The 23,904-nt window shown below is 54.4% G+C and carries 24 protein-coding genes; 16 read left to right on the plus strand and 8 right to left on the minus strand.

Going from position 1 to position 23,904, the window contains the following annotated elements:
- Positions 1-319: 319 nt before the first annotated feature.
- From RBR60_RS09375 to RBR60_RS09390, 4 genes are all read left to right on the plus strand, one after another.
- Positions 320-1,324, plus strand: a complete 1,005-nt coding sequence (locus tag RBR60_RS09375; RefSeq protein WP_320356054.1) for a HAMP domain-containing protein — start codon at positions 320-322, stop codon at positions 1,322-1,324.
- A 22-nt stretch (positions 1,325-1,346) separates the two neighbouring features.
- Complete coding sequence (locus RBR60_RS09380; RefSeq protein ID WP_320356055.1) at positions 1,347-2,153, plus strand: phosphate/phosphite/phosphonate ABC transporter substrate-binding protein; 807 nt, start codon at positions 1,347-1,349, stop codon at positions 2,151-2,153.
- Positions 2,154-2,313: 160 nt separating this feature from the next.
- Positions 2,314-3,558 (plus strand): DNA recombination protein RmuC, encoded by a 1,245-nt coding sequence (locus RBR60_RS09385; protein ID WP_320356057.1) that lies wholly within the window; start codon positions 2,314-2,316, stop codon positions 3,556-3,558.
- 44 nt (positions 3,559-3,602) lie between these two features.
- Positions 3,603-4,889 (plus strand): murein transglycosylase A, encoded by a 1,287-nt coding sequence (locus tag RBR60_RS09390; protein ID WP_320356059.1) that lies wholly within the window; start codon positions 3,603-3,605, stop codon positions 4,887-4,889.
- A gap of 107 nt (positions 4,890-4,996) precedes the next feature.
- On the opposite strand, the gene RBR60_RS09395 is transcribed toward RBR60_RS09390, so the two are convergent.
- The 3 genes from RBR60_RS09395 to RBR60_RS09405 all read right to left on the minus strand — a co-directional run bounded on the left by RBR60_RS09395 (position 4,997) and on the right by RBR60_RS09405 (position 8,041).
- On the minus strand, positions 4,997-6,025 hold the full coding sequence (locus tag RBR60_RS09395; RefSeq protein ID WP_320356061.1) for an electron transfer flavoprotein subunit alpha/FixB family protein: 1,029 nt from the start codon (positions 6,023-6,025) through the stop codon (positions 4,997-4,999).
- A gap of 18 nt (positions 6,026-6,043) precedes the next feature.
- Positions 6,044-6,826 (minus strand): electron transfer flavoprotein subunit beta/FixA family protein, encoded by a 783-nt coding sequence (locus tag RBR60_RS09400; protein ID WP_320356063.1) that lies wholly within the window; start codon positions 6,824-6,826, stop codon positions 6,044-6,046.
- Between the two features lie 69 nt (positions 6,827-6,895).
- Positions 6,896-8,041 carry an acyl-CoA dehydrogenase family protein gene (locus tag RBR60_RS09405; RefSeq protein ID WP_320356064.1) on the minus strand — a complete coding sequence of 382 codons (1,146 nt, stop codon included), beginning with the start codon at positions 8,039-8,041 and terminating at the stop codon, positions 6,896-6,898.
- A 123-nt stretch (positions 8,042-8,164) separates the two neighbouring features.
- Between RBR60_RS09405 and RBR60_RS09410 the strand changes: the two genes are divergently transcribed.
- Entirely contained in the window at positions 8,165-8,638 is a 474-nt protein-coding gene (locus RBR60_RS09410; RefSeq protein WP_320356065.1) for a hypothetical protein, read from the plus strand.
- Positions 8,635-10,656: an FAD-dependent oxidoreductase gene (locus RBR60_RS09415; protein WP_320356066.1), complete on the plus strand. Its 2,022-nt coding sequence runs from the start codon at positions 8,635-8,637 to the stop codon at positions 10,654-10,656. The genes RBR60_RS09410 and RBR60_RS09415 overlap by 4 nt, the downstream gene beginning before the upstream one ends.
- A 119-nt stretch (positions 10,657-10,775) precedes the next feature.
- Here RBR60_RS09415 and RBR60_RS09420 read toward each other — a convergent pair whose 3' ends face one another.
- The 3 genes from RBR60_RS09420 to RBR60_RS09430 form a co-directional block, all read right to left on the minus strand.
- Positions 10,776-11,537 (minus strand): acyl-[acyl-carrier-protein] thioesterase, encoded by a 762-nt coding sequence (locus RBR60_RS09420; RefSeq protein ID WP_320356067.1) that lies wholly within the window; start codon positions 11,535-11,537, stop codon positions 10,776-10,778.
- Between the two features lie 47 nt (positions 11,538-11,584).
- Positions 11,585-11,764, minus strand: coding sequence for a tautomerase family protein (locus tag RBR60_RS09425; protein ID WP_320356069.1), 180 nt, complete (start codon positions 11,762-11,764; stop codon positions 11,585-11,587).
- Positions 11,765-11,904: 140 nt separating this feature from the next.
- Positions 11,905-12,318, minus strand: coding sequence for a hypothetical protein (locus tag RBR60_RS09430; RefSeq protein ID WP_320356071.1), 414 nt, complete (start codon positions 12,316-12,318; stop codon positions 11,905-11,907).
- 229 nt (positions 12,319-12,547) lie between these two features.
- Here RBR60_RS09430 and RBR60_RS09435 point away from each other — a divergent pair, with 229 nt between their 5' ends.
- Both RBR60_RS09435 and RBR60_RS09440 read left to right on the plus strand, forming a co-directional pair.
- Positions 12,548-13,147 carry an SET domain-containing protein gene (locus RBR60_RS09435; RefSeq protein WP_320356073.1) on the plus strand — a complete coding sequence of 200 codons (600 nt, stop codon included), beginning with the start codon at positions 12,548-12,550 and terminating at the stop codon, positions 13,145-13,147.
- Positions 13,148-13,151: 4 nt separating this feature from the next.
- Entirely contained in the window at positions 13,152-13,670 is a 519-nt protein-coding gene (locus tag RBR60_RS09440; RefSeq protein ID WP_320356075.1) for a GNAT family N-acetyltransferase, read from the plus strand.
- A gap of 129 nt (positions 13,671-13,799) precedes the next feature.
- Here RBR60_RS09440 and RBR60_RS09445 read toward each other — a convergent pair whose 3' ends face one another.
- Positions 13,800-14,429, minus strand: a complete 630-nt coding sequence (locus tag RBR60_RS09445; protein ID WP_320356077.1) for a lysophospholipid acyltransferase family protein — start codon at positions 14,427-14,429, stop codon at positions 13,800-13,802.
- A gap of 272 nt (positions 14,430-14,701) precedes the next feature.
- Here RBR60_RS09445 and RBR60_RS09450 point away from each other — a divergent pair, with 272 nt between their 5' ends.
- A complete protein-coding gene (locus tag RBR60_RS09450; protein ID WP_320356078.1) occupies positions 14,702-16,336 on the plus strand; it encodes an ABC-F family ATP-binding cassette domain-containing protein in 1,635 nt (544 codons plus the stop codon).
- A gap of 12 nt (positions 16,337-16,348) precedes the next feature.
- Here the strand turns inward: RBR60_RS09450 and RBR60_RS09455 are convergent, their stop codons facing one another.
- The gene (locus RBR60_RS09455; protein WP_320356080.1) at positions 16,349-16,948 is read right to left on the minus strand and encodes a nucleoside deaminase; all 600 of its coding nucleotides are present in this window, start codon (positions 16,946-16,948) and stop codon (positions 16,349-16,351) included.
- A 134-nt stretch (positions 16,949-17,082) separates the two neighbouring features.
- Here RBR60_RS09455 and RBR60_RS09460 point away from each other — a divergent pair, with 134 nt between their 5' ends.
- The 7 genes from RBR60_RS09460 to RBR60_RS09490 all read left to right on the plus strand — a co-directional run bounded on the left by RBR60_RS09460 (position 17,083) and on the right by RBR60_RS09490 (position 23,373).
- Positions 17,083-17,604, plus strand: a complete 522-nt coding sequence (locus RBR60_RS09460) for a cyclic nucleotide-binding domain-containing protein (protein WP_320356082.1) — start codon at positions 17,083-17,085, stop codon at positions 17,602-17,604.
- Positions 17,601-18,596, plus strand: coding sequence for a radical SAM protein (locus RBR60_RS09465; protein ID WP_320356084.1), 996 nt, complete (start codon positions 17,601-17,603; stop codon positions 18,594-18,596). The genes RBR60_RS09460 and RBR60_RS09465 overlap by 4 nt, the downstream gene beginning before the upstream one ends.
- 335 nt (positions 18,597-18,931) lie before the next feature.
- Positions 18,932-19,237, plus strand: a complete 306-nt coding sequence (locus tag RBR60_RS09470) for a FeoA family protein (RefSeq protein WP_320356086.1) — start codon at positions 18,932-18,934, stop codon at positions 19,235-19,237.
- Between the two features lie 20 nt (positions 19,238-19,257).
- The gene (gene feoB / locus RBR60_RS09475; RefSeq protein WP_320356088.1) at positions 19,258-21,771 is read left to right on the plus strand and encodes a ferrous iron transport protein B; all 2,514 of its coding nucleotides are present in this window, start codon (positions 19,258-19,260) and stop codon (positions 21,769-21,771) included.
- A 1-nt stretch (position 21,772) separates the two neighbouring features.
- Positions 21,773-21,988, plus strand: coding sequence for a hypothetical protein (locus RBR60_RS09480; RefSeq protein WP_320356090.1), 216 nt, complete (start codon positions 21,773-21,775; stop codon positions 21,986-21,988).
- A gap of 134 nt (positions 21,989-22,122) precedes the next feature.
- Entirely contained in the window at positions 22,123-22,440 is a 318-nt protein-coding gene (locus RBR60_RS09485) for a hypothetical protein (RefSeq protein WP_320356092.1), read from the plus strand.
- Between the two features lie 93 nt (positions 22,441-22,533).
- On the plus strand, positions 22,534-23,373 hold the full coding sequence (locus tag RBR60_RS09490; RefSeq protein WP_320356094.1) for a DUF4198 domain-containing protein: 840 nt from the start codon (positions 22,534-22,536) through the stop codon (positions 23,371-23,373).
- Positions 23,374-23,904: the final 531 nt, after the last annotated feature.

Here is a 23,904-nt window from a genome sequence, read left to right on the forward strand (position 1 = left end):
GGCATCCATTGAAAAATGCCTTCCCGCAGCTGCCGAAAGCCCCCCCCTGTCCATGGCGTTTCCTTATCATCTTCTGTTTTTTTTGCACGCTGACACATCTGCTGACAGCTCCCGCACCGCATGCGGGCACCAACAAAACCCTCTTCCACCACGCATCTTCCCGTCTTTCAGACCTCTGCGGCTCATACTCCGGGGATGGGATTTGTACGGCATGGTTATTGCTTTTTGCATCACTGATTGTTTATTGCCCATTGATTTCCGAGACAAAAATACAGACAGCGCTCAGGCCTCAGACTAGGCAACGGGAGGAATGCTGGATATGCTGATATTCTGTGATGCGTGCGGGAAGGTAAATTTTCTCAAAAAAGAAAAAATCCCCGAAGGTGCCTCCCGAACCCCCTGTATACACTGTGGATCCGAAATACCGATCCCGGAGTCCTTTGAAAGCGAAGCGGACACCGGACCCCCGACGAAAAAAAACAGCCGGACCCCGGATGTCACGCCCCTTCAAAGGACGGACCGACGTCCCTATCCCGGCATCCACGGCCTTTCATTCCGTCTTCTCATGCCTTTCATTCTGATCCTGCTCTGCGTTTCCGCAAGCATTGCCTATGCCTATTACAAAGCTGTCCCCGCAATCATTGAAGAGCAGATCAATCAGCGGGCCTTTGCCATTTCCCGTTCTTTCAGCGCTGCCGTGGCCCAGCCCCTTTTATTGAAAAACTACCTTGCCGTAAGCCAGGCGGCTTCTGTGCATGCGGATCTTCCCGGCGTCGCCTATGTGGTTGTCCAGAACCATGACAAAGCCATTGTCACAGGCATTTTTGGCCTCTTAAGCCGTTTTGATGAAGACTTTGCCAGGGGGGTCACGGCAGGGGGATTTCCGCCGGGACTGGTCCAGCTCAATCCCATTGCGGAAAACGAGTCCATTTCCGCCAGAAATATTCTCGTCGGAAAACGCAGAATCCATGATGTGGCCATACGCATCCGGACCAGCGGGGGGATTGTGCATGTGGGGCTTTTCATGGAGGACGCCGAGAATGCCGTACGCCGGAGCCTGCGCCCCCTGATGGTGGTCTTGTCTGCCCTGTTTATCGCAGGAGGCGCCGCCCTCTGGTGGATCACGGCCAGCATTGCAAATCCCATCCGGAATCTGACCCGTGTTGCCCACGCCATTGCCATCGGAGAGCTGGATACCCCCGTCCATATCCGGGGAAAGGGAGAGATTGCCGATCTGGGACAGGCCATTGAAACGATGCGCATTTCTGTCAGATCTGCCATCCTCCGCTTACGAAACCGACAGGGAGTGGGGAAGAATGCATGACCCAGGAAGGAAAATTTTTAAAATGAGACATCTTCTGACGCTGATGGCCTTTGCCTACCTGCTCTTTGTCCTTCCCCAGTCCGCAACAGCCGAAGTATACCCCATTGCCATGCTTCCTCTCCATGCGCCGGAAGAGGTTCTGGGACGGATCACTCCCCTGGCGGCCTACCTTTCCGCCCAAACCGGCATGGATATTCGGGCAGTCATTCACAGAAATTACGGCGATTATGAAAACCGGGCGCTTTCCGGAGACCTTGCCCTGGGTTATCAGAATCCCTCCGTCTATATCCGGATTTCCCACGTTCACGAAGCCCTTGCCATTGCAGAAGACACCATTGGAGGCACGCGCTTTAGGGGGCTTATCATCACAACCACAGACAGCCCCATCCAGACCCTTTCCGATCTGAAAGGAAAACGGATCAGCATCGTGGGCCGGACATCCACGGGCGGCTATCTTTCCCCCAGCCTCACCCTCAGGAAAGCAGGACTTGATCCGGAAAAGGACTGTCGTATCATGGAAGCTGCGGACAATACTCAGGAAAACGTCATTTTTTCCGTGCACATTGGGGAGGCAGACGCCGGATTCATCCGTGAATCCGCCCTCCACATGGCCAATACCTATATCCCTCCGGGACGCATCCGCGTTCTTGCTGAAGGAGAATGGATCCCCAACTACTGCCTTTCTGTGCGCAGAGACCTGCCCGAAGCTGCAAAGCAGAGCATACGCAAAGCCCTTCTTGCTCTGGAACCCGGCCATCCCGTACTCCAGAGTCTCCATATCCTGCGCTGGCATCCTGCCGAGGATGCGGACTTTGACGGGATCCGCTGACCAGAGGCCCCTCCCTCGCTTCCACAGAAGATATCTCAAAGGGGTGTCTCAGGCTTGCATCCTGCGTTCCTTTTGCTAGAGTGCGGCCTCAGGTCCCCGTCGGAAAAAGAACATTTCCAACGGGGACATCCGGCACTGACCCCCCAAGGAATGCTCCTGGATGCTCCCCTTTTCTCCCGAACTTTCTGACCTCCCCTGGCTTTTCTCAGGCCTCTGCCTGCTTCTATGCCTCCTTCTCGCCTACTCCAGGCTGCGTCTCAGGGAAAAACTGAGGGAAGCCGAAGGAGCCCTTTGCCTGTGCGAAGAAAAACTACGCTTCACCCAGGCAGGCCAGGAAAGCCTCACCCGGAGTCTCGAAGGACTTTCCGCCAGAATTTTTGAAGAAAATCAGCGGTACTTCATGGAGATGGCAGACCGAAATTTTGTCCATCACCTGGATGCGGCCCGGCATGCCATGGAAACCCGGGAGATGAGTTTTCGCAATCTCCTCGACCCCCTGAAAGAGATGCTCTTTTCCTATGAAAAGGAAGTACAGACCTTTGCCAAAGACAGGGAGCGCACCCTCGGGGATCTGGGACGTCATCTCAGCCTTCTGGGAAACGCCCACACGGAGCTGAAAACCGAAACCCAGCGCCTGATCTCAGCCCTGAAACAACCCCAGGCCCGGGGACGCTGGGGCGAGCTGACCCTCAGGCGCGTGGTGGAGATCAGCGGGCTTGCCCCACGCTGTGACTTTACCGAGCAGGTACACATGGAAAACGAAGAAGGACGCTTCAGGCCGGACATGGTGGTCACCCTTCCCGGCGGCGGGCAGGTGGTGGTGGACGCCAAGGTTCCCCTTTCCGCCTATCTCGATGCCATGGAAGCGGATACGGAAGAAGCCCGAAAAAAGGCCCTTTCCGGCCATGCCCGTCAGGTTTCAGAACATGTGCGCCTTTTATCCCAGAAAAGCTACTGGCGTCAGTTCAGCCCTTCCCCGGAATTTGTGATTCTCTTTATTCCCGGAGAAAGTTTTTTTTCCGCAGCCCTGGAAGAAAGGCCGGATCTTCTGGAACAGGCGGCTTCCAGAAACATTCTCCTTGCAACCCCCTCCACCCTCATCGCCATGCTGAAAACCATTGCCCTTGTATGGCGGGAGCAGGAATCCTATGAAAACAGCAGAAAAATTGTGGACATGGCAAAGGAGCTGCATCAAAGACTTCTGCGTTTTTCCACCCACATGAACCGCCTGGGCCAGGACATGGAAAAAAGCGTCAAGGCCTTTAATCAGATGACAGGCTCCTTTCAGCGCCGGGTTCTGCCCTGCCTGCGGCAATTTGAGGAAATGGGCGTTGCAGGCGACATCCGCATTAAAGAGCCCCAGGATATAAACCCCAGCCCGGAAATCCCAGGTGATCAGACCTGATGTGGTCAAAATCCTCTTTTTTTATTTAAGGAATCCCCGTTGCCATGAAACGCCTTATCCCCATACCCAAACCGCCTGGAAAGAAGAAAGTCCCAAGCTCCCTTTCCATTCTTTTGCTGGGAATTCTTTTTCTTGCCATGGGAGGATGTGCGGCCCAGGCCCCCAGAGTTGTGGAGCCGCCGCCCGAGCCTCTGGAAAAAATCGCCCCCCTGCTTCGCCTTATGCCGGAGACCTATCCGCTTTTTGAGGATGATCTTGAGTATGAGGGTCTGCTCCCGGCCCTGCACCGGAGCCTTGAATTCTATCGGAAACTCTCTCCGGACCGACCCGTGCGCTTTGGCGAAGACAGCTATCCTGCCCGCCACATGATCGCATCCACCCTTCATCTCATGGATCTTGTCCGTGAACGGCCGGACAAAGAAACCCTGAACCGGAAAATCCGGGAAAACTTTCTTGTATACCGGGCTACGGGCTCACCTCCGCCGGGAACGGAACTGAGACCTGCGGGCAAGGTTCTCTTCACGGGCTACTATGAGCCCCTTCTGTCCGGCAGTCTTCAAAAAAACGAACGCTTTTCCATCCCCCTGCACGGTATGCCAGAGGATCTTTTTGAGGTGGATCTTTCCCCCTTTGGCACGGATTACGCCGGAAAACGCATCCGCGGACGCTGGACAGGAAAAACCTTTGAGCCCTATCCGGACAGGGATGCCATCTCCCACGAAGGGGCCCTGGAAGGAAAAGCGCCCGTCATCGCCTATCTTGCCTCTCCCATTGACAAATTTTTTCTTCAGGTTCAGGGATCGGGCATTGTCTACCTTGCAGAAGGCGGCTATATCCGGGTGCATTACAGGGGACAGAACGGGAGAGCCTACCGCTCCATCGGCAGCCTCCTGATCCAGACGGGCAGGGTGCCCAAAGAAGAGATGTCCATGCAGCGCATCCGCAGGTATCTGGAGGAAAACCCCGAAGAACAACGGGAGATTTTTGCCTTCAATCCTTCCTATGTTTTCTTTCATACGGTGAAGGAGGGGCCCATCGGTGCTTTGGGCTTTCCTCTGACCGCAGGAAGGTCCCTGGCCGTGGATCGCAGGCTTTTTCCTGACGGCGCCCCCGTCTTTATCCAGACGGTAAAGCCCCTGCTCTTTGCCGATGGGACCATTGCGGACTGGCGCCCCTTCTCCCGCTTCATGGCCGCCCAGGATACGGGAGGTGCCATCCGGGGCAGCGGTAGGGCGGATATTTTCTTTGGCAACGACGGGTACGCGGAAACGGCAGCAGGCCACATGCAGCATCCGGGAGAAATGTTTTTTCTGGTGCTGAAGCCGCAGTAGGGGGGGCAAGGCTGGGGCACCCCATAGGGGACAAAAAATGCACTGTCCCTGGATGTCTTTTTCCAGGATACAGCGCATTTTTTTAAGAGGGCATACCCGGAATTTTTTTAACGGGCAGCCTTGGCTTTGCGGATCTGGTCAATCAGGGCCGGAACAATTTTGGAGGCATCCCCCACAATACCGTAATGGGCAAAATTGAAAATTTCCGCCTTGGCATCCTTGTTGATGGCCACAATAGTCTTGGCTTCGGACATCCCCGTGGTATGCTGTACGGTACCGGAAACGCCTACGGCAAGATAAAGCTCCGGCCGGATGGTTTTGCCTGTCTGGCCAATCTGGCAGTCGTGGGTGATGAGGCAGGCTTCCACCACAGGACGGGTTCCCCCGACCTGGGCGTCCAGCTCTTTGGCCAGCTCTTCCAGCCTGGCAAAGGTCTGGGTATCTCCTGCACCCATCCCCACACAGACAACCCGTTCCGCTTCCCGGATATTGATACCGCTGTGCTCCCGCTTTTTCACGGAAAGCACCTTTACAGGATCTGCGGCTTCATCAATGGAAAGGTTCAGGGTCACCACCTCACCCTTGCGGGCGGTATCCTTAACGGGCATGTCCATGACACCGGGCCGCACCGTGGACATCTGGGGCCGGTGATCCGGGCAGAGAATGGTCGCCATCACGTTGCCCCCAAAGGCCGGACGGGTGGAAACCAGGATTTTTTTCTCTTCATCAATATCGAGAAGGGTACAATCCGCAGTGCATCCCGTATGGAGACGAAAGGAGATACGGGGAGCAAGATCCCTTCCCACAGGAGATGCGCCCACAAGAAGCACATCGGGCTTTCTTTCCAGGGCTTCCTTGCATATGATGTCCGTGTAATGCCCCGTCCGGTATTCGGCCAAGGCAGGATGATCAGCGAGAAGGACAATATCCGCTCCATAGAGGATCAGCTCTTCCGCCAGTTTTCCCACATTGTGGCCCAGAAGAAACGCGGTGAGCGGTGCGCCGAGCTTGTCGGCAAGTTTACGCCCTTCTCCCAGCATTTCCAGGGAAAGGGTCGTTCGGGTCAGGTTTCCTTCCTGCTGTTCAATGAAAACCCAGACGCCTTTATAATCACTGAAATCCTTGGTATCTGTCATGATAGGTTCACCCTAGATTTAGATAAAGTTGTGTTCTTTGAACTTTTCCACAAGCTTGCGGGCGGATTCTGCGGGATCACCCTCCAGAATCTCCACCTTCCCTTTAATCCTCTTGGGACTGAAAACTTTGCGCAGCCGCGTTGGCGAACCTTTCAGGCCGAAGTTGGCGGGATCGCCATCCAGAACATCCATGCCCCAGATCTCAATTTCCTTGGCATAGGCTTCCATGAGCATGTCCATGGGGGCGACACGGGGTTCGTTCAGTTCCTTTTCAGCGGTGATGAGGCAGGGCAGGGGGGCTTCCAGCTCCCGGACCATGTCGCCCATGTTCTGCAGAACAAAAACCTTATCCCCTTCACAGCGGATATCCAGGGCATAGGAGCAGAGGGGGAGCTTGAGGAAATCGGCAATTTCAGGTCCCACCTGGGCGGTGTTGCCGTCCATGGCCTCAACACCGGTGATGACCATATCAAAGGAGCCGATTTTCCGGATGGCAAGGCCCAGGGTATAGGCCGTTGCCCAGCAGTCGGCACCGCCGAATTTGCGGTCTGTCAGAAGGATGGCGCGGTCGCATCCCATGCCCAGGGCTTCCCGCAGAGATTCTTCCACCTGGGGAGGCCCCATGGAAATCACGGTGATGGTGCCGCCATGGACATCCTTCAGGGCGAGGGCCGCCTCAAGGGCATGTTTGTCATTGGGGTTGATAATGCTGGGAAGGCCGGTGCGGATCAGCGATCCGTTTTCGTCCCATTTCACTTCCGTAACGTCCGGTACCTGTTTGATGCAGACAATAATATTCATGGTGCTTCCTTAAAATACTCCCTGGAAAAGGGCCGGTGGCCAAAGCCGACCGGCCATATCAGTCCTGTTTCAGCGACCGGCCAGATAGGCCATGCCCGCAATGGTCTTGTTGATTTCAAGGCTGGAGGCCACAATACCGCCATGCATGGCGTTGCGGAACAGTTTTTCCACCTTGTATTCCTTGGAGTAGCCATAAGAACCATGAATCTGTACCGCCATGCGGCAGACTTCCTGTACCATGGGCACCACAAAAACCTTGAGTTCGGCGGAGGGCACTTCAAAGGGTTTTTTCTGATCCTGAAGCAGGATGGCATTGTACACCATGAGCCGAGAGGCATCGACCTTGGTCTTCATTTCCGCCAGCATCCAGGTGAAACCCTGCATGAAGCCCAGGGGGAAACCGCTCACCACCCGCTCCTTGCTGTATCGGGCCGCTTCTTCCAGGGCACCCTGGGCGCCGCCCACAAGGGCAGCCGCCTGCTGGATACGCTCACCAGCAATCCAGCGCAGCAGGATTTTGAACCCCTTGCCCTGTTCTCCGAGGATGTTGGCCTTGGGAACACGTACATCCTTGAAGAAAATGTCGCAGGTGTCGGCACCGTCGAGACCCATCAGTTCATAATGGCCGGAGCAGGTGATACCGGGGCTGAATTTATCCACGATGAAGGCGGTTGTATCGGTTTTGGCACCCTGCATGGAAAGGTCCTTGGCAAAGAAGATGCCGTAACCGGGCTTGTTGGCCATGCTGATGAAACGTTTGGTGCCGTTGAGGATAAAATCATCCCCATCAGGTTCGGCCACCATGGTCAGGGCCTTGGGATCGGAGCCGGTTCCGGGTTCGGTGAAGGCCATGCTGGCCCAGGCGCTGCCGTCGCACATGGGGGGTACAAATTTCTTTTTCACCTCTTCCGTACCCCAGTGACAGATGGTTTCGGCCACAGAATTGTTCATGAAAAAGGGCAGCATGCAGGTGGAGCCGGTCTTGCCGAGTTCTTCGGCAAAAAGGATGAGATTGAAGTTGGTGCTGCCGATACCGCCAAACTCCTTGGGTACATCCATGCCCAGCAGCCTTGCCTTGGCGAAACGCTGGAGAAGGTCGGGAGGATAATCCTTGTGCTCGGCCATATAGGCATCAATTTTGGTAACTTCTTTTTCACAGAAATCCTTGGCGGTTTTCTGAACCATTTTTTCAAAGGGAGATAGGTTGAAATCCATGGAGAATCCTTTCATTGGGTGCGTTCATAAAAGAATAAGGTCTGTGCTGTGCGGAATGTGATTTATTGTAGATCAAATGTTTGCGTACATAGCAAATACTTTTTCATCCCCTGGGGAAATGAATTGAATGAATGTATAATTTTGATTGTTTTTGAAAGAAAAATGGAGAAAATCCATGTTTGTGACCCTAAAAAGGATCGTAACGTGGCCTGTTTTTATATTGAGAAAGAAAAATATGTTTTTGAGTTTTTTAGAAAACGCAGGAGAAAGGAACGGTGTATCCAGGAGGGCCTTGTTGACGACCCTGCCTTCCCTGATCGGCAACGGCTGCTCCCCTATTCGGAAACGCATTCTGGAAAGCCTTGTTTTTCAAAGGCAAAGGCAAATTTTTACAAGAAAAACTTGACGGCTTTTTTGAAATGGGATTTAGTTAGTGTGCAAGCTATTAGAGCGTCAGGTTTCACATTGTCCCTCTTTCATCAAAACTGGTTCACAGGAACAAAATTGAAATCCATAAACTCCATGAACGCCATGGGGTTTGAATCAGTAACCTTTAAAAATTTTGTATACAAAACTTTTCCCAAGGAGGCAGCATGACGACCAAGATCCGTGGTATCGACCCTCTTTTCCAGCCCATCCAGATCGGCGGTATGACGGTAAAAAACCGCATCTACATGCCCGCCATGCACCTTGCCATGTGTGAAAACTATGAGGTTTCCGAGCAGGTGACGGCCTTTTATGCGGAAAGGGCCAGGGGCGGGGCAGGGGCCATCTGTGTGGGCTATGCCTCGGTCAACGAACTCTCCGCCAATGTCAGCCACATCGGCGCCCATGAGGACGCCCACATTCCCGGCCTCAAAAAACTGGCTGATGCCATCAAGGCCGGAGGAGCCCGTGCCCTGGTGCAGCTCAACCATGCAGGCCGCTACAACCACTCCATGCTCCTCAATGGTAAGCAGCCTGTGGCTCCTTCGGCCATTGCCTCCAACCTGACCCGTGAAGTGCCCAGAGCCATGACAAAGGAAGACATCGACCAGACCGTCGCTGATTTTGCCGCAGCCGCAGGAAGGGTCAAGGCCGCAGGATACGACGGGGTGGAGATCCTCAGCGGTACGGGCTACCTCATCAGTGAGTTTCTTTCCCCCCTCACCAACAAACGGGAAGATGAATACGGCGGGTCCTTTGAAAACCGCTGCCGCTTTGCCATGGCAATCTTCGCTGCCATCCGCAAAACCGTGGGCCCGGATTTCCCCGTGGTGGTGCGCATGAACGGAAACGACCTCATGCCCGAGGGCATGGGCCGGGTGGAGCTGAGGGAGTATGCCCGCAAACTCTCCGACTCCGGCCTGGTGGATGCCATCTGCATCAATGTGGGCTGGCATGAGGCCCGCATTCCCCAGATCGTCACCAGTGTTCCCAGAGGGGTTTACGCCTACCTCGCCCGGGGCATTAAAGAAGTGGTGAAGGTTCCCGTCATCGCCAGCCACCGCATCAACGATCCTAAGGATGCCAGAAGACTCATTGCCGACGACATGTGCGATATGGTGGCCATGGGCCGCAGCCTCATTGCCGATGCCTTTCTGCCCAAAAAAGCGGAAGAGGGCCGGGAAAACGAGATCATCCACTGCATTGCCTGCGCCCAGGGCTGCTTTGACAACCTTTTCAAGTTCAAGCATGTGGAATGTCTCTGCAACCCCAGGGCGGGCTATGAATTTAAAATGGCTCCCGTCACGACGAACACGCCGAAAAAGATCTTTGTCATCGGCGGCGGTGCTGCGGGCATGTGCGCTGCCCTGGCGGCCCACGAAAAGGGCCACAATGTGACCCTCTTTGAAGCCTCAGGTCGTTTGGGGGGTCAGCTTTACCTGGCTGCGGCGCCTCCGGGTCGGGAAGAGTTTGCGGAACTGGCGAAGGATCTCGCCGTTCAGGTGCAGGTGAACAATATCCGGGTGATGCTGAAAACCCCTGTGGATAAGGCTCTTCTGGAAAGGGAAAAACCCGATGCCGTGATTCTTGCCACGGGTGCCGAACCCCTTTGTCCTCCCATTCCCGGTGCCAACCTTCCCCATGTGGTTCAGGCCTGGGATGTGCTGGAAGACCGGGCTCATACGGGCAAGGACGTGGTCATTATCGGTGGTGGGGCCGTGGGTGTGGAAACGGCCATCTTCCTTGGGGAAAAGGGAACCCTTTCCGGAGAGGAGCTGAAATTCCTCTTTGTAAACAGGGCCGATGATGTGGAAAAACTCTATGAGCTGGCCACAAAGGGAACAAAGAACGTGACCCTCATTGAAATGACCCAGTCTGTTGGAAAAGACATCGGTAAATCCACCCGCTGGACCATGCTTCAGGAAATGCAACGTATCGGCATCCGAACGGATGTGACCACCAAAGCCCTTGAAATCACAAAAGAGGGCGTCAAGGTGGAAGGCAAGGATGGCCTGGAGCTGATTCCTGCGGATTCCGTGGTGCTGGCCGCAGGCTCACGACCCGTTTCCGCCCTGAAGGCGGACATCGAGGCCCTGAACATTTCCTGCACCGTGGTGGGGGATGCGGCCAAGATCGGCCTTGCCTTTGATGCCGTACATCAGGGCTATGCCGCAGGTCGGGCCGTATAGAAAACCTTCTCCCATTCCTCAGGCTTTAAAATAAAGATCCGGGTCGCTTCCTGCATGCAAGGAAGGACCCGGATCCTGTTTTCAGAGCTACTGGGGAGTTTTGTGGGATTTCCAAAGGATCAAAAGGCAAGTTCCATGCGAAGCCCCGCAAGCAGGCTTCCCGTATCCCCATGACGGATGGCCTGGATCCAGGTTTCTTTCCTTTCAGCATGTTCTTGCCTTGAGGTTTGCACCTCAAGGCTTTCCAGTGGTCCGATGTCATGGTGATAGCGGATATCGAGCTTCCGGATACAGCAGGGAAAAAGCCGTGCGGGTGGCAGGGCTTCCATGGCCCATCTCAGATAAGCCGCGTTGTTGGCATGGCGGTTGTAGTCCATGTCATCCTGGAGTACCTGAAAACAAAGACGCTCCGCCTGGGAATCCGGCGGGGGAATATCCTCAAAATCAAAGGGAATATCCACCTCTCCTGCGCAGAGATGGGCGGGCATGGCGCGGTCCAGCCTGGCGGGTTTCCCGGTTTTTCTGTCCACCAGCACCCAGGCGCAGGTACTTTCCATGAGAGGCTTTTCATGGGCATCCAGAAAGACAAAACGCCGCATTTCATAAAGCCGCCGGACAGGTGCACGCCAGGAACGAATGGAAAAAATCTCATCCCAGCGAGGAAAACGATAAAAATCAAAATGGTAGCGATGCACCACCCAGATCTTATTCCAGGCCTCCATGTGCAGGGCGGAAACCCCTAAAGCAAAGGCATGGCGGCTGGCCACATCCTGGCAGAAGTTCAGAGCGGCCACGGGTTTCAGGCAGCCGTCCATCCCCACATCCGAGTAAGCCACCCGGCAATTCTGGATAAAAACATCCTTTTGTTTCTCTTCTTCCATGGAATTTTTTCCGGTTTGTGAAAATTCAGGTGCTTAAAAAACAGGCCTCACCCGTGGAGCTTTCCAGCTGTGGCAAAATCTTTGGGCGAAAAATCGTCAAAGCGAATCCAGATTTTGGAAGGATCCACATCCATGTTTTCCGCAACGATACGGGTGATTTCCTGGGCGACCTTGGCTTTCTGCTCCTGGCTGCGCCCCTCTTTCAGGGCAATGGTGATAATGGGCATGGGCTCTCCTTGAATGATGGAAGAAAAATGGTTTTCCGGGGTCCGGGCGGAGACAAAGGGCCGCATTTTAAGAATCTTTTCGGCTCCTGCGCCGCCATTCTCCCTATATAACCGGAAAATCCTGTTTTCAAAAGTGCACATCAGGGACTATGGGAAAACCTGATGAAGCCTGTCACCGTCATCCTTCGCTCTCCCATATGAAGTGTTCCGAAATCCGGCCCCGTGTCCATCCCCCTGGGTCGGATCCGTGCGTAGGTTCTTGCGGGCGTAACCAGGGTATAATCCTCAAGAACCCAGCGATCCCCTTCCAGCCTTGCCGTTCCGGAAACATGCCGGGTTTCTCCGCCGGAAACCTCGGCTGAAAACAACAGCTTTCCGAGAAAAAAATCCTTATCTTCTGACTTTACCCCTTGTTCCGGTAAAAAAGCAAAGGCCGCGCTGGCATTGCAGCTCGCCATTTCTCCTTCGGATAAGGGCCGCAGATCTCCGGCATGGAGAAGCGATGCCGCATGCAGTACACAGAAAAAAACCATAAGGCCTGTCTTGTATTTCATGGGGGTCTCCTTTCCCGAATCCTTGGGGGAAACATAGGGGCATCCACCATAAAATCAAGATATAAATATTTGTAAATATTGATTTTTTAATAAAACATCGTTCTTGCATCTTGACTTGGGTTTCCGGTCTATGTAGATCTGCCCAAAGACGGTGAAAAGCAGGCGGATTTCCCTTTCGCCGCCCCCCGTTTCCATCCCCCCACACGCCCAAGAAGGAAACCGAAAATCCATGCTGCACCCCCATACGGAAGTACGCTTTATCAATGAACAGATCGGCCGGGGGGTTTTTGCAACCCAACCCATTCCCAAAGGAACCGTGGTCTGGGTGCAGGACCGTTTCGACCGGGTTTTTACGGAAACGGAAGTACGCGCCCTAGAGCCTGTTTATCAGGAAATCCTGGAGACTTACTGCTTCCGGGACCGCCAGGGCCGCTGGGTTTTCTGCTGGGACAACACCCGCTTTGTCAATCACAGTTTTCTGCCCACCTGCATTCTCACACCCTACGGCTTTGAACTTGCTGTGACGGACATTGCCGCAGGCCAGCAACTCACCAATGATTACGGTTTTTTCAATATTATTGAACCCTTTGACTGCCTGCCCGAATTCGGGTGTGAACGCAACCGGGTTCTCCCCGACGACCTGATGCGCCATGCGGATCGCTGGGATACCCAGCTGGCCGAAGCCTTTGGCTTTTTTGACAAGGTACCCCAACCCCTTGCAGGCCTTATTTCAAAGGAACATATGGAAACCGCTCTCCGTATCGCGCGGGGGGAAAGAGCTGCGGACTCCATCCGCATCTGCTATTTTCCCGGTCAGGAGGAAGGCTGAGCCCATGCTTGATTTCGTTCCACTCACAGCAGAAAATTTCTCCGTATTTGAACAGAACATTCTCACTTCAGAAGAAATTTTTCCAGAAAACATCCGGGAGTCTGCGGAAGGCTATCTGGAAGCCCTGCAAAAAAAAGACAGCCTCGGCCTTGTGGCCCTTTTCCAGAACGCGTATGTGGGCAATGTGGTTGGATTCCGCCCCTGCAAGGACGCCTGTGAAACCCTGAAGCTCCATGAAGTCCATGAGAGCGTGGAGGATCTGATTTACCTTTTTAATATCGTCACTCTGCCGGAATTCCAGAACCAGGGATTCGGAAAAAAACTGCTCCGCGCCTTTCTCGACGCGGTAAAGGCTGCCGGATTCCGTAAGGTGGGGGGGCATTTTCGGGGAAATGGCTCCTTAAAAAATTTCAAACTTCTGGGCGGCAAAGAGCTGGGGCGTTTTGAAAACTGGTTTGATACGGGCGAGGCCTATACCTACTGCGTGGTCTGCGTGGATGGTGAGGGAGAAAAGGTCTCCTGACAAAAAACAGATAGAAACGCTCAGGGACAAAAAAGCCTTATCAGGGAATACGCTTTACTGAAGAATAAAAGAATGCATGCCAGAACCCTTTAGGGTCTGGCATGCATTTAGTTTTTCGCGCAAAGGGAATCAGAGGGGACCCGGGCCCTCTGTGTCACGGGAGGTACCGCCAAAGGCCTTTTCCGGATACTTGCCCGTTTTGGTACTGTAAAACGCCCGGATGGTTTCCATGTCTGCCGCCATGTCCCCTGTGGGGCGCAGGATCATGCCCATGCCGCCGGTTTTGGTGGCATAATCCAAAAAACCCAGACCGATGGGTACGCCTGCCCCCTGTGCGATGTGGTAAAAACCCGTTTTCCATTGAGAAACCTTGCTGCGGGTGCCTGAAGGCGGAATGATGAGAACCATTTTGTCTGCAGCATCAAAAATTTCTACGGCAAGTTTTACGGTGTTTTTCCGCTGACTGCGGTCAATGGGGACAAGGCCCATCCATTTCAGCATAAAACCCATGGGTTTTTCCGTCAGCTCCTTTTTACCTGTCATATACACCTTCAGCCGCATTTTTAAGGCCAGAAGCAGAGTCCAGAAAAAATCCCAATTGGAAGTGTGGGGAGCAGCGATCATGACCATTTTTTTTTCTTCTCTGGGCACATCGCCTTCAATTTTCCATCCGCAGATCCAAAGGATAAAGCTGGCAAACAGCCAGAGCAGGGTGTTAAGGACGGGGGTGTCAAAGAGGGTGGTTTTCTGAATTTCCATGCCGAAAAAGGCCTTTCTTTAAAAAACGGTGGATGCCCTGACCAGGCCCCATGGGCGCTGGCGTTGCAGCACCATAGGCAAGCCTCCTTCCGAAAACAACTACCACACAAGATAAAAAAAGAAGAAATCCGCATATCTGTTTGAAAGCCCCGGCATGACGTGGTATCCCATCCAGGTTTTTTTCACCCCCAGACGGCCTGGGTTATATCTTCCGGCAGAATGCACAAACGGCCCTTCCTTTCCGGATGCAGTCGTATCTTTAGGAGTTTTTTATGATTCACTTAAACCGCATCTCGCGGCAGCATGGCAGCCAGATTCTCTTTGACAACGCAAGCCTTCAGATCCTTCCCGGAACCCGAACCGGCCTTGTGGGCCCCAATGGCGCGGGAAAAACCACCATCTTCCGCCTCATCATGGGCGAAGAAAGCCCCGATGGGGGAGAAATCACCCGCAGTCCTAAAACCCGAATCGGTTATTTTTCCCAGGATGTGGGGGATATGGCAGGCCGCAGTGCCCTGGAGGAGGTAATGGCCGCTGTGGGGGATGTGGTGACGCTGGGTGAGAAAATCCGGAGCATGGAAGCGGCCATGGCAGAACCCATGGACGACAATTCCCTGGCAGAGCTTCTGGAGCGCTACGGCGAGGCTGTGGAAAATTTTGAGCATCAGGGCGGCTATGATCTGGAATCCCGGGCTCAGGCCGTACTCACGGGTCTTGGCATCGGGCCGGATGCCTATCACCGTCCTGTGGAGGCATTCAGCGGGGGATGGAAGATGCGCATCGCCCTTGCCAAAATTCTCACCACCCAGCCCGATGTGCTGCTTCTGGATGAGCCCACCAACCATCTGGACCTGGAATCCATTCTCTGGCTGGAAAACTGGCTGGCCTCTTCCTTCAAGGGGGCTCTGCTCATGACCTGCCATGACCAGGATTTCATGAACCGCATTGTCTCCCGCATCATTGAGATCGGCAATGGTACGGCCACCACCTATTCCGGAAACTATGATTTTTACGTGAAGGAACGGGAAATCCGCCGGGAACAGCTGGAAGCCAGTTTCAAGCGCCAGCAGGACATGCTGGCCAAGGAAGAGGAGTTCATTGCAAAATTTGCGGCAAGGGCCTCCCACGCGGCCCAGGTGCAATCCCGCGTGAAAAAGCTCGAAAAGATCGAACGCATTGTGCTGCCGCCGGAACAAAAAAGGGTGAAATTTGAGTTTGCGGAACCCCCCCGATCCGGGGACGACGTGGTAGCCATGGTGCAGCTGGGCAAGGTCTGGCAAACCCCTGAAGGTACGGAACATTCCGTTTTCGGGGGCATTTCCGGCATGATCCGCAGGGGAGAAAAGGTGGCTGTGGTGGGGGTGAACGGTGCTGGAAAATCCACCTTTCTTCAGGTGCTGGCCGGTCGCACAGAAGCCAGTACGGGAACGGTCACCATCGGAGCCAACGTGCACATGGGCTACTTCAGTCAGCACGCCATGGACATTCTCAGCCCGGAAAAAACCGTGCTGGAAACGGTGCAGGACGCCCTGCCCACGGCAGGATTGGGCGTCATCCGCAACCTCTGCGCGGCCTTCCTCTTCCAGGGAGATGATGTACACAAGAGGATCGACAAACTCTCCGGAGGCGAGAAAAGCCGGGTGGTTCTGGCCACCCTCCTCGCCCGGCCCCTGAACTTTCTCATTCTGGATGAGCCCACCAACCACCTCGACATCCAGTCACGGGAAATCCTTCTGGAGGCCCTCCAGGGTTTTCAGGGAACGGTGGTGATCGTAAGCCATGACCGCCATTTCCTCCGATCCCTGGTGAGCCGGGTCTTTGAGATCGACCATGGTCAGATGATACCCTATGAGGGCAGTTATGATTATTACCTGAGAAAACAGATGAGCATCCAGTCCGCCCTGTGATGGGCCTCCTTCTTATTGGGCATCCCTGCCATTGTAAATGGTTCCGCCCTTTTGCTTGTACAGAGCCAGCACGTTTTCTCCCTCCTCTTTGCAGAAGTTACGCACCACCTCTATGCCTGCCTTTTCCAGGTAGGCATAGGACGCATCAAAAACCGGGCCTTCGTCAAAACCGATGGCCCGGGCCTCCTTTGCTCCTGCAGCACAGACCACACGGCTCACTCCGCTCCATAAAATCGCACCCAGACACATGGCGCAGGGTTCGCAGGACGTGAAAAGGCTTCTCTTCCTGCCCGCTGCATGCAGGGTAAAGGAAGCCAGGGCCTTCTGAGCCATCATGATGGCCACCATCTCTCCATGCAGGGTGGCATTGTTCAGGGGCACCACCCGGTTGACGCCCACCCCCAGCAACCGGCCCTCCGTGTCATCGAAAATGGCAGACCCAAAGGGGCCGCCCGTTTCCGCCAGAACATTTTCCCGCGCAAGCCAAAGGGCAAGCTCCATTTTTTCCGCATCCGAGGCGTAGATTCTGGAAGCATCCACCCTATCCTGGACCCAGGATGGCAGATCAATGGTGAGGGGCTGCATGAAAAATCCTTTTTCTTCCTGCATCATTTTTTTCCTTTTCTGGCCTTCTTTCCCTGGAATGTTCCCGTCTGGCCGGAAACATCCGTCTGGACAGGCGGATTCTTAAAAGTTATCTTCTGAAGGCCTTTGGAACCGTGAAAATTCACAGGAAGGAAGCCTCCATGATCGAAAGCCGGTATCTCAAAGATAATATCGAAAACATCCAGAAACTCATGCAGATTCCAGCCCTGCGTCACTTTGAGGTCCGCAGCCTTGCCCGCCTTCTGCGGCTCAGCAAAATCCGTGAATATGAGGACGGAGAATTCATTATCCGGGATGGGGATCAGGATCCCTGGCTCTATTTCCTCCTTGCAGGCAGCGTGCGCATCCAGAAATCCGGGCATGAAATTTCCCGAATCCATCGGATGGGGGATATTTTCGGTGAAATGCGGCTCATTGACAAGAGGGATCGCAGTGCTGACGTGGTGGCCATGGGCTCAACCGTCTGCCTTGCGGTGGACACCAGCGCAGGCGTGCGGGTCGCAGGGGAAGAGAGTGGCGATGCCCAGATGGATTTTCTCCTCCTGCTTTATAAGATTTTTGCCGAATACCTTTCCGCCCGACTGCGGCTGGCCAACGAAGAGCTGGTCAGGGCTAAGGAAGAAACCGAAACCCTGAAGAACCGTCTGGATGAAAAGAAATGAAACAGAAAACCGTTGCCTTCCAAGCCCAGGCCACCAATCTTTTTTTCCATATCCTCACCGCCTGCAATCTCTCCTGCCGCCATTGCTATATCCGTAAAGACCAGCACGGTGCCAACACCCTTTCCCTCGCAACCATGGAAACCTGGCTCGCCCTTTTTGTCCGGAACAACAAAACCGCCAATGTCATTTTCCTTGGCGGCGAACCCACCCTGCATCCGGATCTCAGCCGGGCTGTGAAAGCCGCAAGGGAGATGGGCTATGCTTCCATCACCATTGATTCCAACGGCTATCTCTTTCACAACATTCTGGAAAAGGTGACTCCTCAGGATGTGGATTTTTTCAGCTTCAGCCTGGATGGGGCCACAGCAAAAACCTGTGACGCCATCCGGGGACAGGGCGTTTTTGAGATCTGCACAAAAAATGCCCGCAGGGCCGCAGAAAAAGGCTTTGCCACAAGTCTCATCTACACGGTAAGCGAAGAAAATATCCACGAGCTTGAAAAAATGCCCCTGCTTTTAAAGGATCTGGGAATCCGCCGTTTTTTCATCCAGGTTCTGGGCATGCGCGGCAATTCCGTACAGGATCCGGGACAAAGGCAGGTGACCCGGGAAATCTGGACTTCCCTTGTGCCCCAGGTGGCCCGGGAAGTGGCCTCCCTTGGCATTGGCGTGACTTGGCCCAAGGTCTTTCTCAATCCGGAAGAGGCCTTTGAATGTGCAGGCCTTGTGGCGGACAATTTTTTTGTTTTCCCCAACGGCCGGGTTTACCGCTGCCCCCTGTGTGAGGATTACCCCATCCATGCCTTCGAAATCCGGGAAAACGTTCTCGTCCCAAGGCCTCCCCTCCATGAAGCCCATTTCTTCCCTCTCCGGATTCCCGAAGGCTGCGTCATGAACCGCCTGGTGCAGGGGGAAAATCTCCGTTACCTGGAAGACGGAACGCCAGCCTACCGCATTGCCTGCTGCCTTCTCAAGGAAGAAATCCTGCCCTGATCATCATCAGACCCAACGACTCCCCCCCTTCGGGGTGCGGGGAGTCTTCCCATTTTTTTCGCCTGGCAAAAATTATAGAAACCCCTCAAAAAATCTTGACTTTTCCTTTTCATCATTTTAGGTTCTCCAAACCTGTTTACATGGAGCTTAAAGAGTACAAGTTAACCTTTACTCTCCATGGGAACATCCGCAGGCCTGGTAAAAAGCCTCGCATATTCAAGGGAAAAACTCATGGGGTCCCTTGCACGACATGGAGTATCCCAATCCCGAACCCAGGAAACGTCCGTTCCTGCGAACAATATTTTTGTTTCAGGAAAACAAAAAGGATCTGACAAATGTTTTATTCCATGGGCAGAAAGAAAAAAAACGGTGAACACCCTTGCAGCATCCCCCCGGAACATCCGGATAAATCCTCCCTGGTGCTGACCCAGGTGACCAAAGGCTGCCGCTGCCGCATCCGCAGACACAAGGCCGATGGGGCCGTGCGACAGCGCCTTCTCGACCTCGGCTTTGTACCCAACATGGAAGTGGAGATGGTGCGCTGCGCCACCCTGGGTGACCCCCTGGAGATGCGGCTTGGGGACTATTATGTCACCCTGCGCAAACGGGAAGCCGCCCTCATCGAAGTTCAGACCGCCTGATTTTTCATTTGAAGGTCATCATGGTATCCAGTGCAAGCAACATCATCATCGCCCTTGCCGGTCAGCAGAACGCCGGTAAATCCACCCTTTTTAACATGCTCACCGGAGCCAGCCAGCACATCGCCAACTATCCCGGCGTGACCGTGGATAAAAAGGTGGGCAGCTACAGGGATAAAGAAGGCAGGGTGGAGGTGGTGGATCTTCCAGGAACCTACAGCCTGAGTTCCTTTTCCATGGAAGAACGGGTGGCCCGGGATTTTCTGCTTCAGGAAAAGCCCGAAGTCATCGTGAACGTGATCGACGCCTCCAGTCTCCGGCGGGGACTCTACTTCACCTTTCAGGTGCTGGAGATGGGATTTCCCGTGGTGATGGCCCTCAACATGGTGGATGTGGCCAAATCCAGGGGCTGCCATGTGGATGCGCAAACCCTTTCCCACAAGCTTGGCATCCCCGTCATCCCCACCATTGGTCGCAAGGGCAGGGGCAAGGCGGAGCTGCGCCAGGCCATCCGTCAGAGCGCACAGACAACCGCCCCCCAGAAGAGACTGGGCATTGCCTATGGCGTTCTGGAGCCCTGGATTGAAAAAATTCATGCCCTGCTCAAGGCCTCCGCCTCTCTGGAAGGCAGGCTGCCCCTGCGCTGGCTGGCCGTACGCCTCCTTGAAGGAGACAGCGAGGCCACGCGCCTGCTCCGCCAGTATCATGGGACACCGGATGCGGTCCTGGCCCAGGCCCGCGCAGCCGCAGATGCCTTTGAGGCTGAAACCGGTATCTCTCCTTCCGATCATATCGTGGGATGCCGGGATCAGCTTGCCTGCGCCCTTGTGGCCCAATGCGTGGAAAGGACGGATGTCGGGAAGGTCCACGTTTCCGAAAAAATTGATCGCTTTCTCCTGCACCGGGGGCTGGCTCCCTTCTTTCTCGTGTTCACCGTGTATATGATTTATGAACTTTCCATTGTGCAGGGCTACAAGCTCACCCACATCACCTGGCCGGCCCTGGCCTGGGTGCGGGCTGCGGTGGCGGGGCTGTTGCCGGACCCAGGCCTTCTGCAGGATACCCTGATCCGCTCCCTTTCCCTCTGGATGGTGGACAGCGTCAACACCCTTTTAAATTATGTGCCCATCTTCCTCATTCTCTTTGCCCTTATCGCCATCCTGGAAGATTCGGGCTACATGGCCCGCATCGCCTTCATCATCGACCGCGTGTTCCAGAGCTTTGGCCTCCATGGCCAATCTACTCTGCCCTTTATTCTGGGGGGGGTCTTCACCGGAGGATGCGCCGTACCGGGCATCATGGCCACCAAGGGCATTCCCGACGAGCGCTCCCGCATGGCCACCATCCTTACCGTGCCCTACATGAACTGTCTGGCCAAGATCCCCCTCTACACCCTCCTGGTGAACATCTATTTTGCGGCCCATCAGTCCTGGGTCATGCTCTTTATCTCCACCATCACCATCATCATGGCCCTGATCGTGGCCAAGCTCCTCACCCTCACCATACTCCGGGGCCAGGAAACCGCTCCCTTTGTCATGGAAATGCCCAATTACCACCTGCCCACCCTCACCGGCGTTCTCCGCAGGGCCTTTGACCGCACCTGGGAGTACATCAAAAAGGTAGGCACCATCGTCATTGCCGTTGCGGTCTGCGTTTATGTGCTCCTGCAGTTTCCAGGGGTTCCGGAAGAACGCATGGCCCGCTATGAGGCGGACATGGCCCAGGCCATGGCAGAATTCAAAAAAACGGTGGCGGGCACGGACTTTGCCCCCCTCCTTGAAACGGAAAGCCAGGTGCTCTCCTTTCTCAACATCGCAGGCACCTACCGGGACGCCAAGCTGGCCGCCTCTTCCCAGGAGGCTTCCCAGGCTGTGGATGTCCGGTACGAAGCCCTGCATCCCGAGCTTTTCCCCCTCCTGCGCCCCAGAACCGGAGAAGCCCGAGCCATTAACCGGGAACTGCGCAATCTCACCAGCGAACGGGGCAGACTCCGGGCCGCCATCCGGGAAGACACCATTGTATACAGTTACTTTGGCAGCCTGGGCCGGGCGCTGGAACCCGTCACCCGCTTTGCCGGGTTCGACTGGAAGGTGAATGTGGCCCTCATCAGCTCCTTTGCGGCAAGGGAATCCAGTGTGGCCACCTTGGGCGTTCTTTTCCAGCAGGGTGCCGATGAAAATCTCGCTCTGGAAGCCCGCATGGGGCGAGAAGGGGAGAGCCAGGGCAACACGCCTCTCCACGCCCTGGCCCTTATCCTGTTCTTTGCCCTGTATCCGCCCTGCCTTGCGGCCACCATCATGATCAAGGTGCAAACCGGCTCCTACAAATGGATGATCTTTTCCATCGTCTTTCCAACGGCCTTCGGCCTTGCCATCGCAAGTGCCGTGTTCACCTTAGGTTCTGCCTTCGGACTCAGCGGCATTCAGGCCATGGCTGCCTTTTACATCCTCGCCCTGCTCACGGCCATTGCCCTTTCCTTTGTGAAAGACCCGGCATGGACTGAGGCAGAGGCCGCACTCAGGGAAGGGAGGGGCTGACATGCTCTGGGAATATCTCATTCTTTTTCTTCTCATCGGATGGGCCTGTTTTTATCTCTGGCGGACTTTTTTCCGGAAAAAAGGCTGCTCCTGCGATTCCTGTCCCTCGGCCGGAAACGGTCCCTGCGGTCACAACCGACTGGGCATTGTGCTGCCGGAAGAAAAGGGATGTGAAAAGGAAGGCGAAAAAGAAAAAGAGCCTTCCCAAAACAGATAAGCAGTCAGGGACAAAAACAAAAGATGAAGACGTGTGCCTGGATGCGGAAACATCTTTAAAGTCTTTGGCATGCATAAAAAAGTGCAGGTTTTAAATACTCATTCTGAAGAATAAAAAAATGGAGGCTCACGATCATGAAAAAAAAATTCATCCTTCCTTTAACCCTTGGACTTCTGGCCCTGCCCTTGGCTGCCCTGGCCCATACCCCCCTTTTTTCCTGTGTTGACAACGGAGACGGCACCCTTTTCTGCGAAGGCGGCTTTTCCGATGGCTCTTCCGCAGCAGGCACGGCCATCATCGTGAAAAACGGTGAGGGAAAGGAAATCCAGAGGCTGGCCCTGTCCCGCACCAGCGACATTGAGTTCAAAAAACCCGAAGGCCCCTATTCCGTGGTGTTTGATGGCGGCGAAGGCCATCAGATTGAAATCCAGGGCTCCCAGATTTTCGAGTGATACGGTTTTAAAGCACGCCGCTCCCGCACCCATGGATGAGAGGGGTTGGATGCGGCGTTCATCTTACCCCAAAGCCTCATGAGGAAAAGAACAATGAAAAAAAGAACCTTGAAAAATGGACTCCTTACAGCCGGTCTTCTGGGCCTTCTGACCGCAGCCCCGGCCTTTGCCCATTTTCAGATGATCTACACGCCCCAGAGCGCTCTGGAGCGGGGTGGAGCCCAGGAGCTGAAACTGGTCTTCACCCATCCCTTCAGCGCAGAACACACCATGAACATGGAGCCCGTACAGGAGTTCTATGTCATCCACCAGCGCGGAGAAGAAGGGGAAGCCAAAAAAACGGATCTGAAACAATACCTTAAAGAAATCTCCTGGACGAGCCTTGAGGGCAAGGGCAAAGCCTTTGAAGCCAAACTGCCCGCCAGCGTCATGCGCTCCATGGGGGATTACATGTTTGTGCTGGTGCCCACCCCCTACTACGAAAAAGCCGATGAGGAATACATCCAGCAGTTCACCAAAATGATCATGAACGTAGGCGGTGTACCCGGAAACTGGCATGTGCCTGTTGGCCTTCCTGCGGAAATCGTTCCCCTGGACAAGCCCTATGCCAACTGGACCGGCGGTGTTTTCAGAGGCGTTGTCATGGCCAACGGCAAGCCCGTTCCCCATGCGGAAATTGAGGTGGAATACCTCAACCATGAGCCAGACATGGCCAAAAACGCCTTTGGCAAAACCCCGAAAATCAAAGCCCCCCATCCCGCCTTTGAGGCCATGGGCATCCGCGCCAACGCCAATGGCGAATTCACCATCGGCCTGCCCAAGGCAGGATGGTGGGGGATTGCCGCCCTGGGTGTCGGACCCGAGGACAGCTACAAGGACAAGGGCCTGGCCCAGGAAGCGGTGCTCTGGATTCAGGTGACAGACATCCCCTGATGGTGTAGGTTTTTTTTAAATATTTTCATTGCTGTTTCTTTCACATCTGGCGGGGCAGGCATCTGATGTCTGTCCTGCCTTTTCTGTTCTGTCGATGGCAGAAGCACTGGACTCATACCGCTCCAAACACCAATTTCACAGTATGAAGTGGTTTACCATGGGACCAATACGCATCATGCTGTATGTTGCAAGGGTCTGAGCCCTGTACCAGAGACCAACATCCCAGGAAAAAGACAAGGCGCATGAAACCCTGAAAAAGGTTCATACGCCTTGTTGTTCTGATACGGGCTCTTCATGAAAAAGTACTTCTCAAAGCCGTTTAACGCCTTGATCCCTGAAAGATTGATTTTTTGTAAATCGGCTGAATATGTCACAAAGGTTACTCGTCATGGCTGAGGCAGAGTGGCAATCAGATTCCGGAATGCCGACGCTGTTTCAGGATATGGCTCATTATTCGGAGAGTGATAATCCGGAATTTTTTTAGTGTCAACAACAACTACGTCACAGCTAAAAAATATCTTTTTTAAACTT

The organism is Desulfobotulus sp., assembly GCF_034006065.1.
GTDB lineage: Bacteria > Desulfobacterota > Desulfobacteria > Desulfobacterales > ASO4-4 > Desulfobotulus.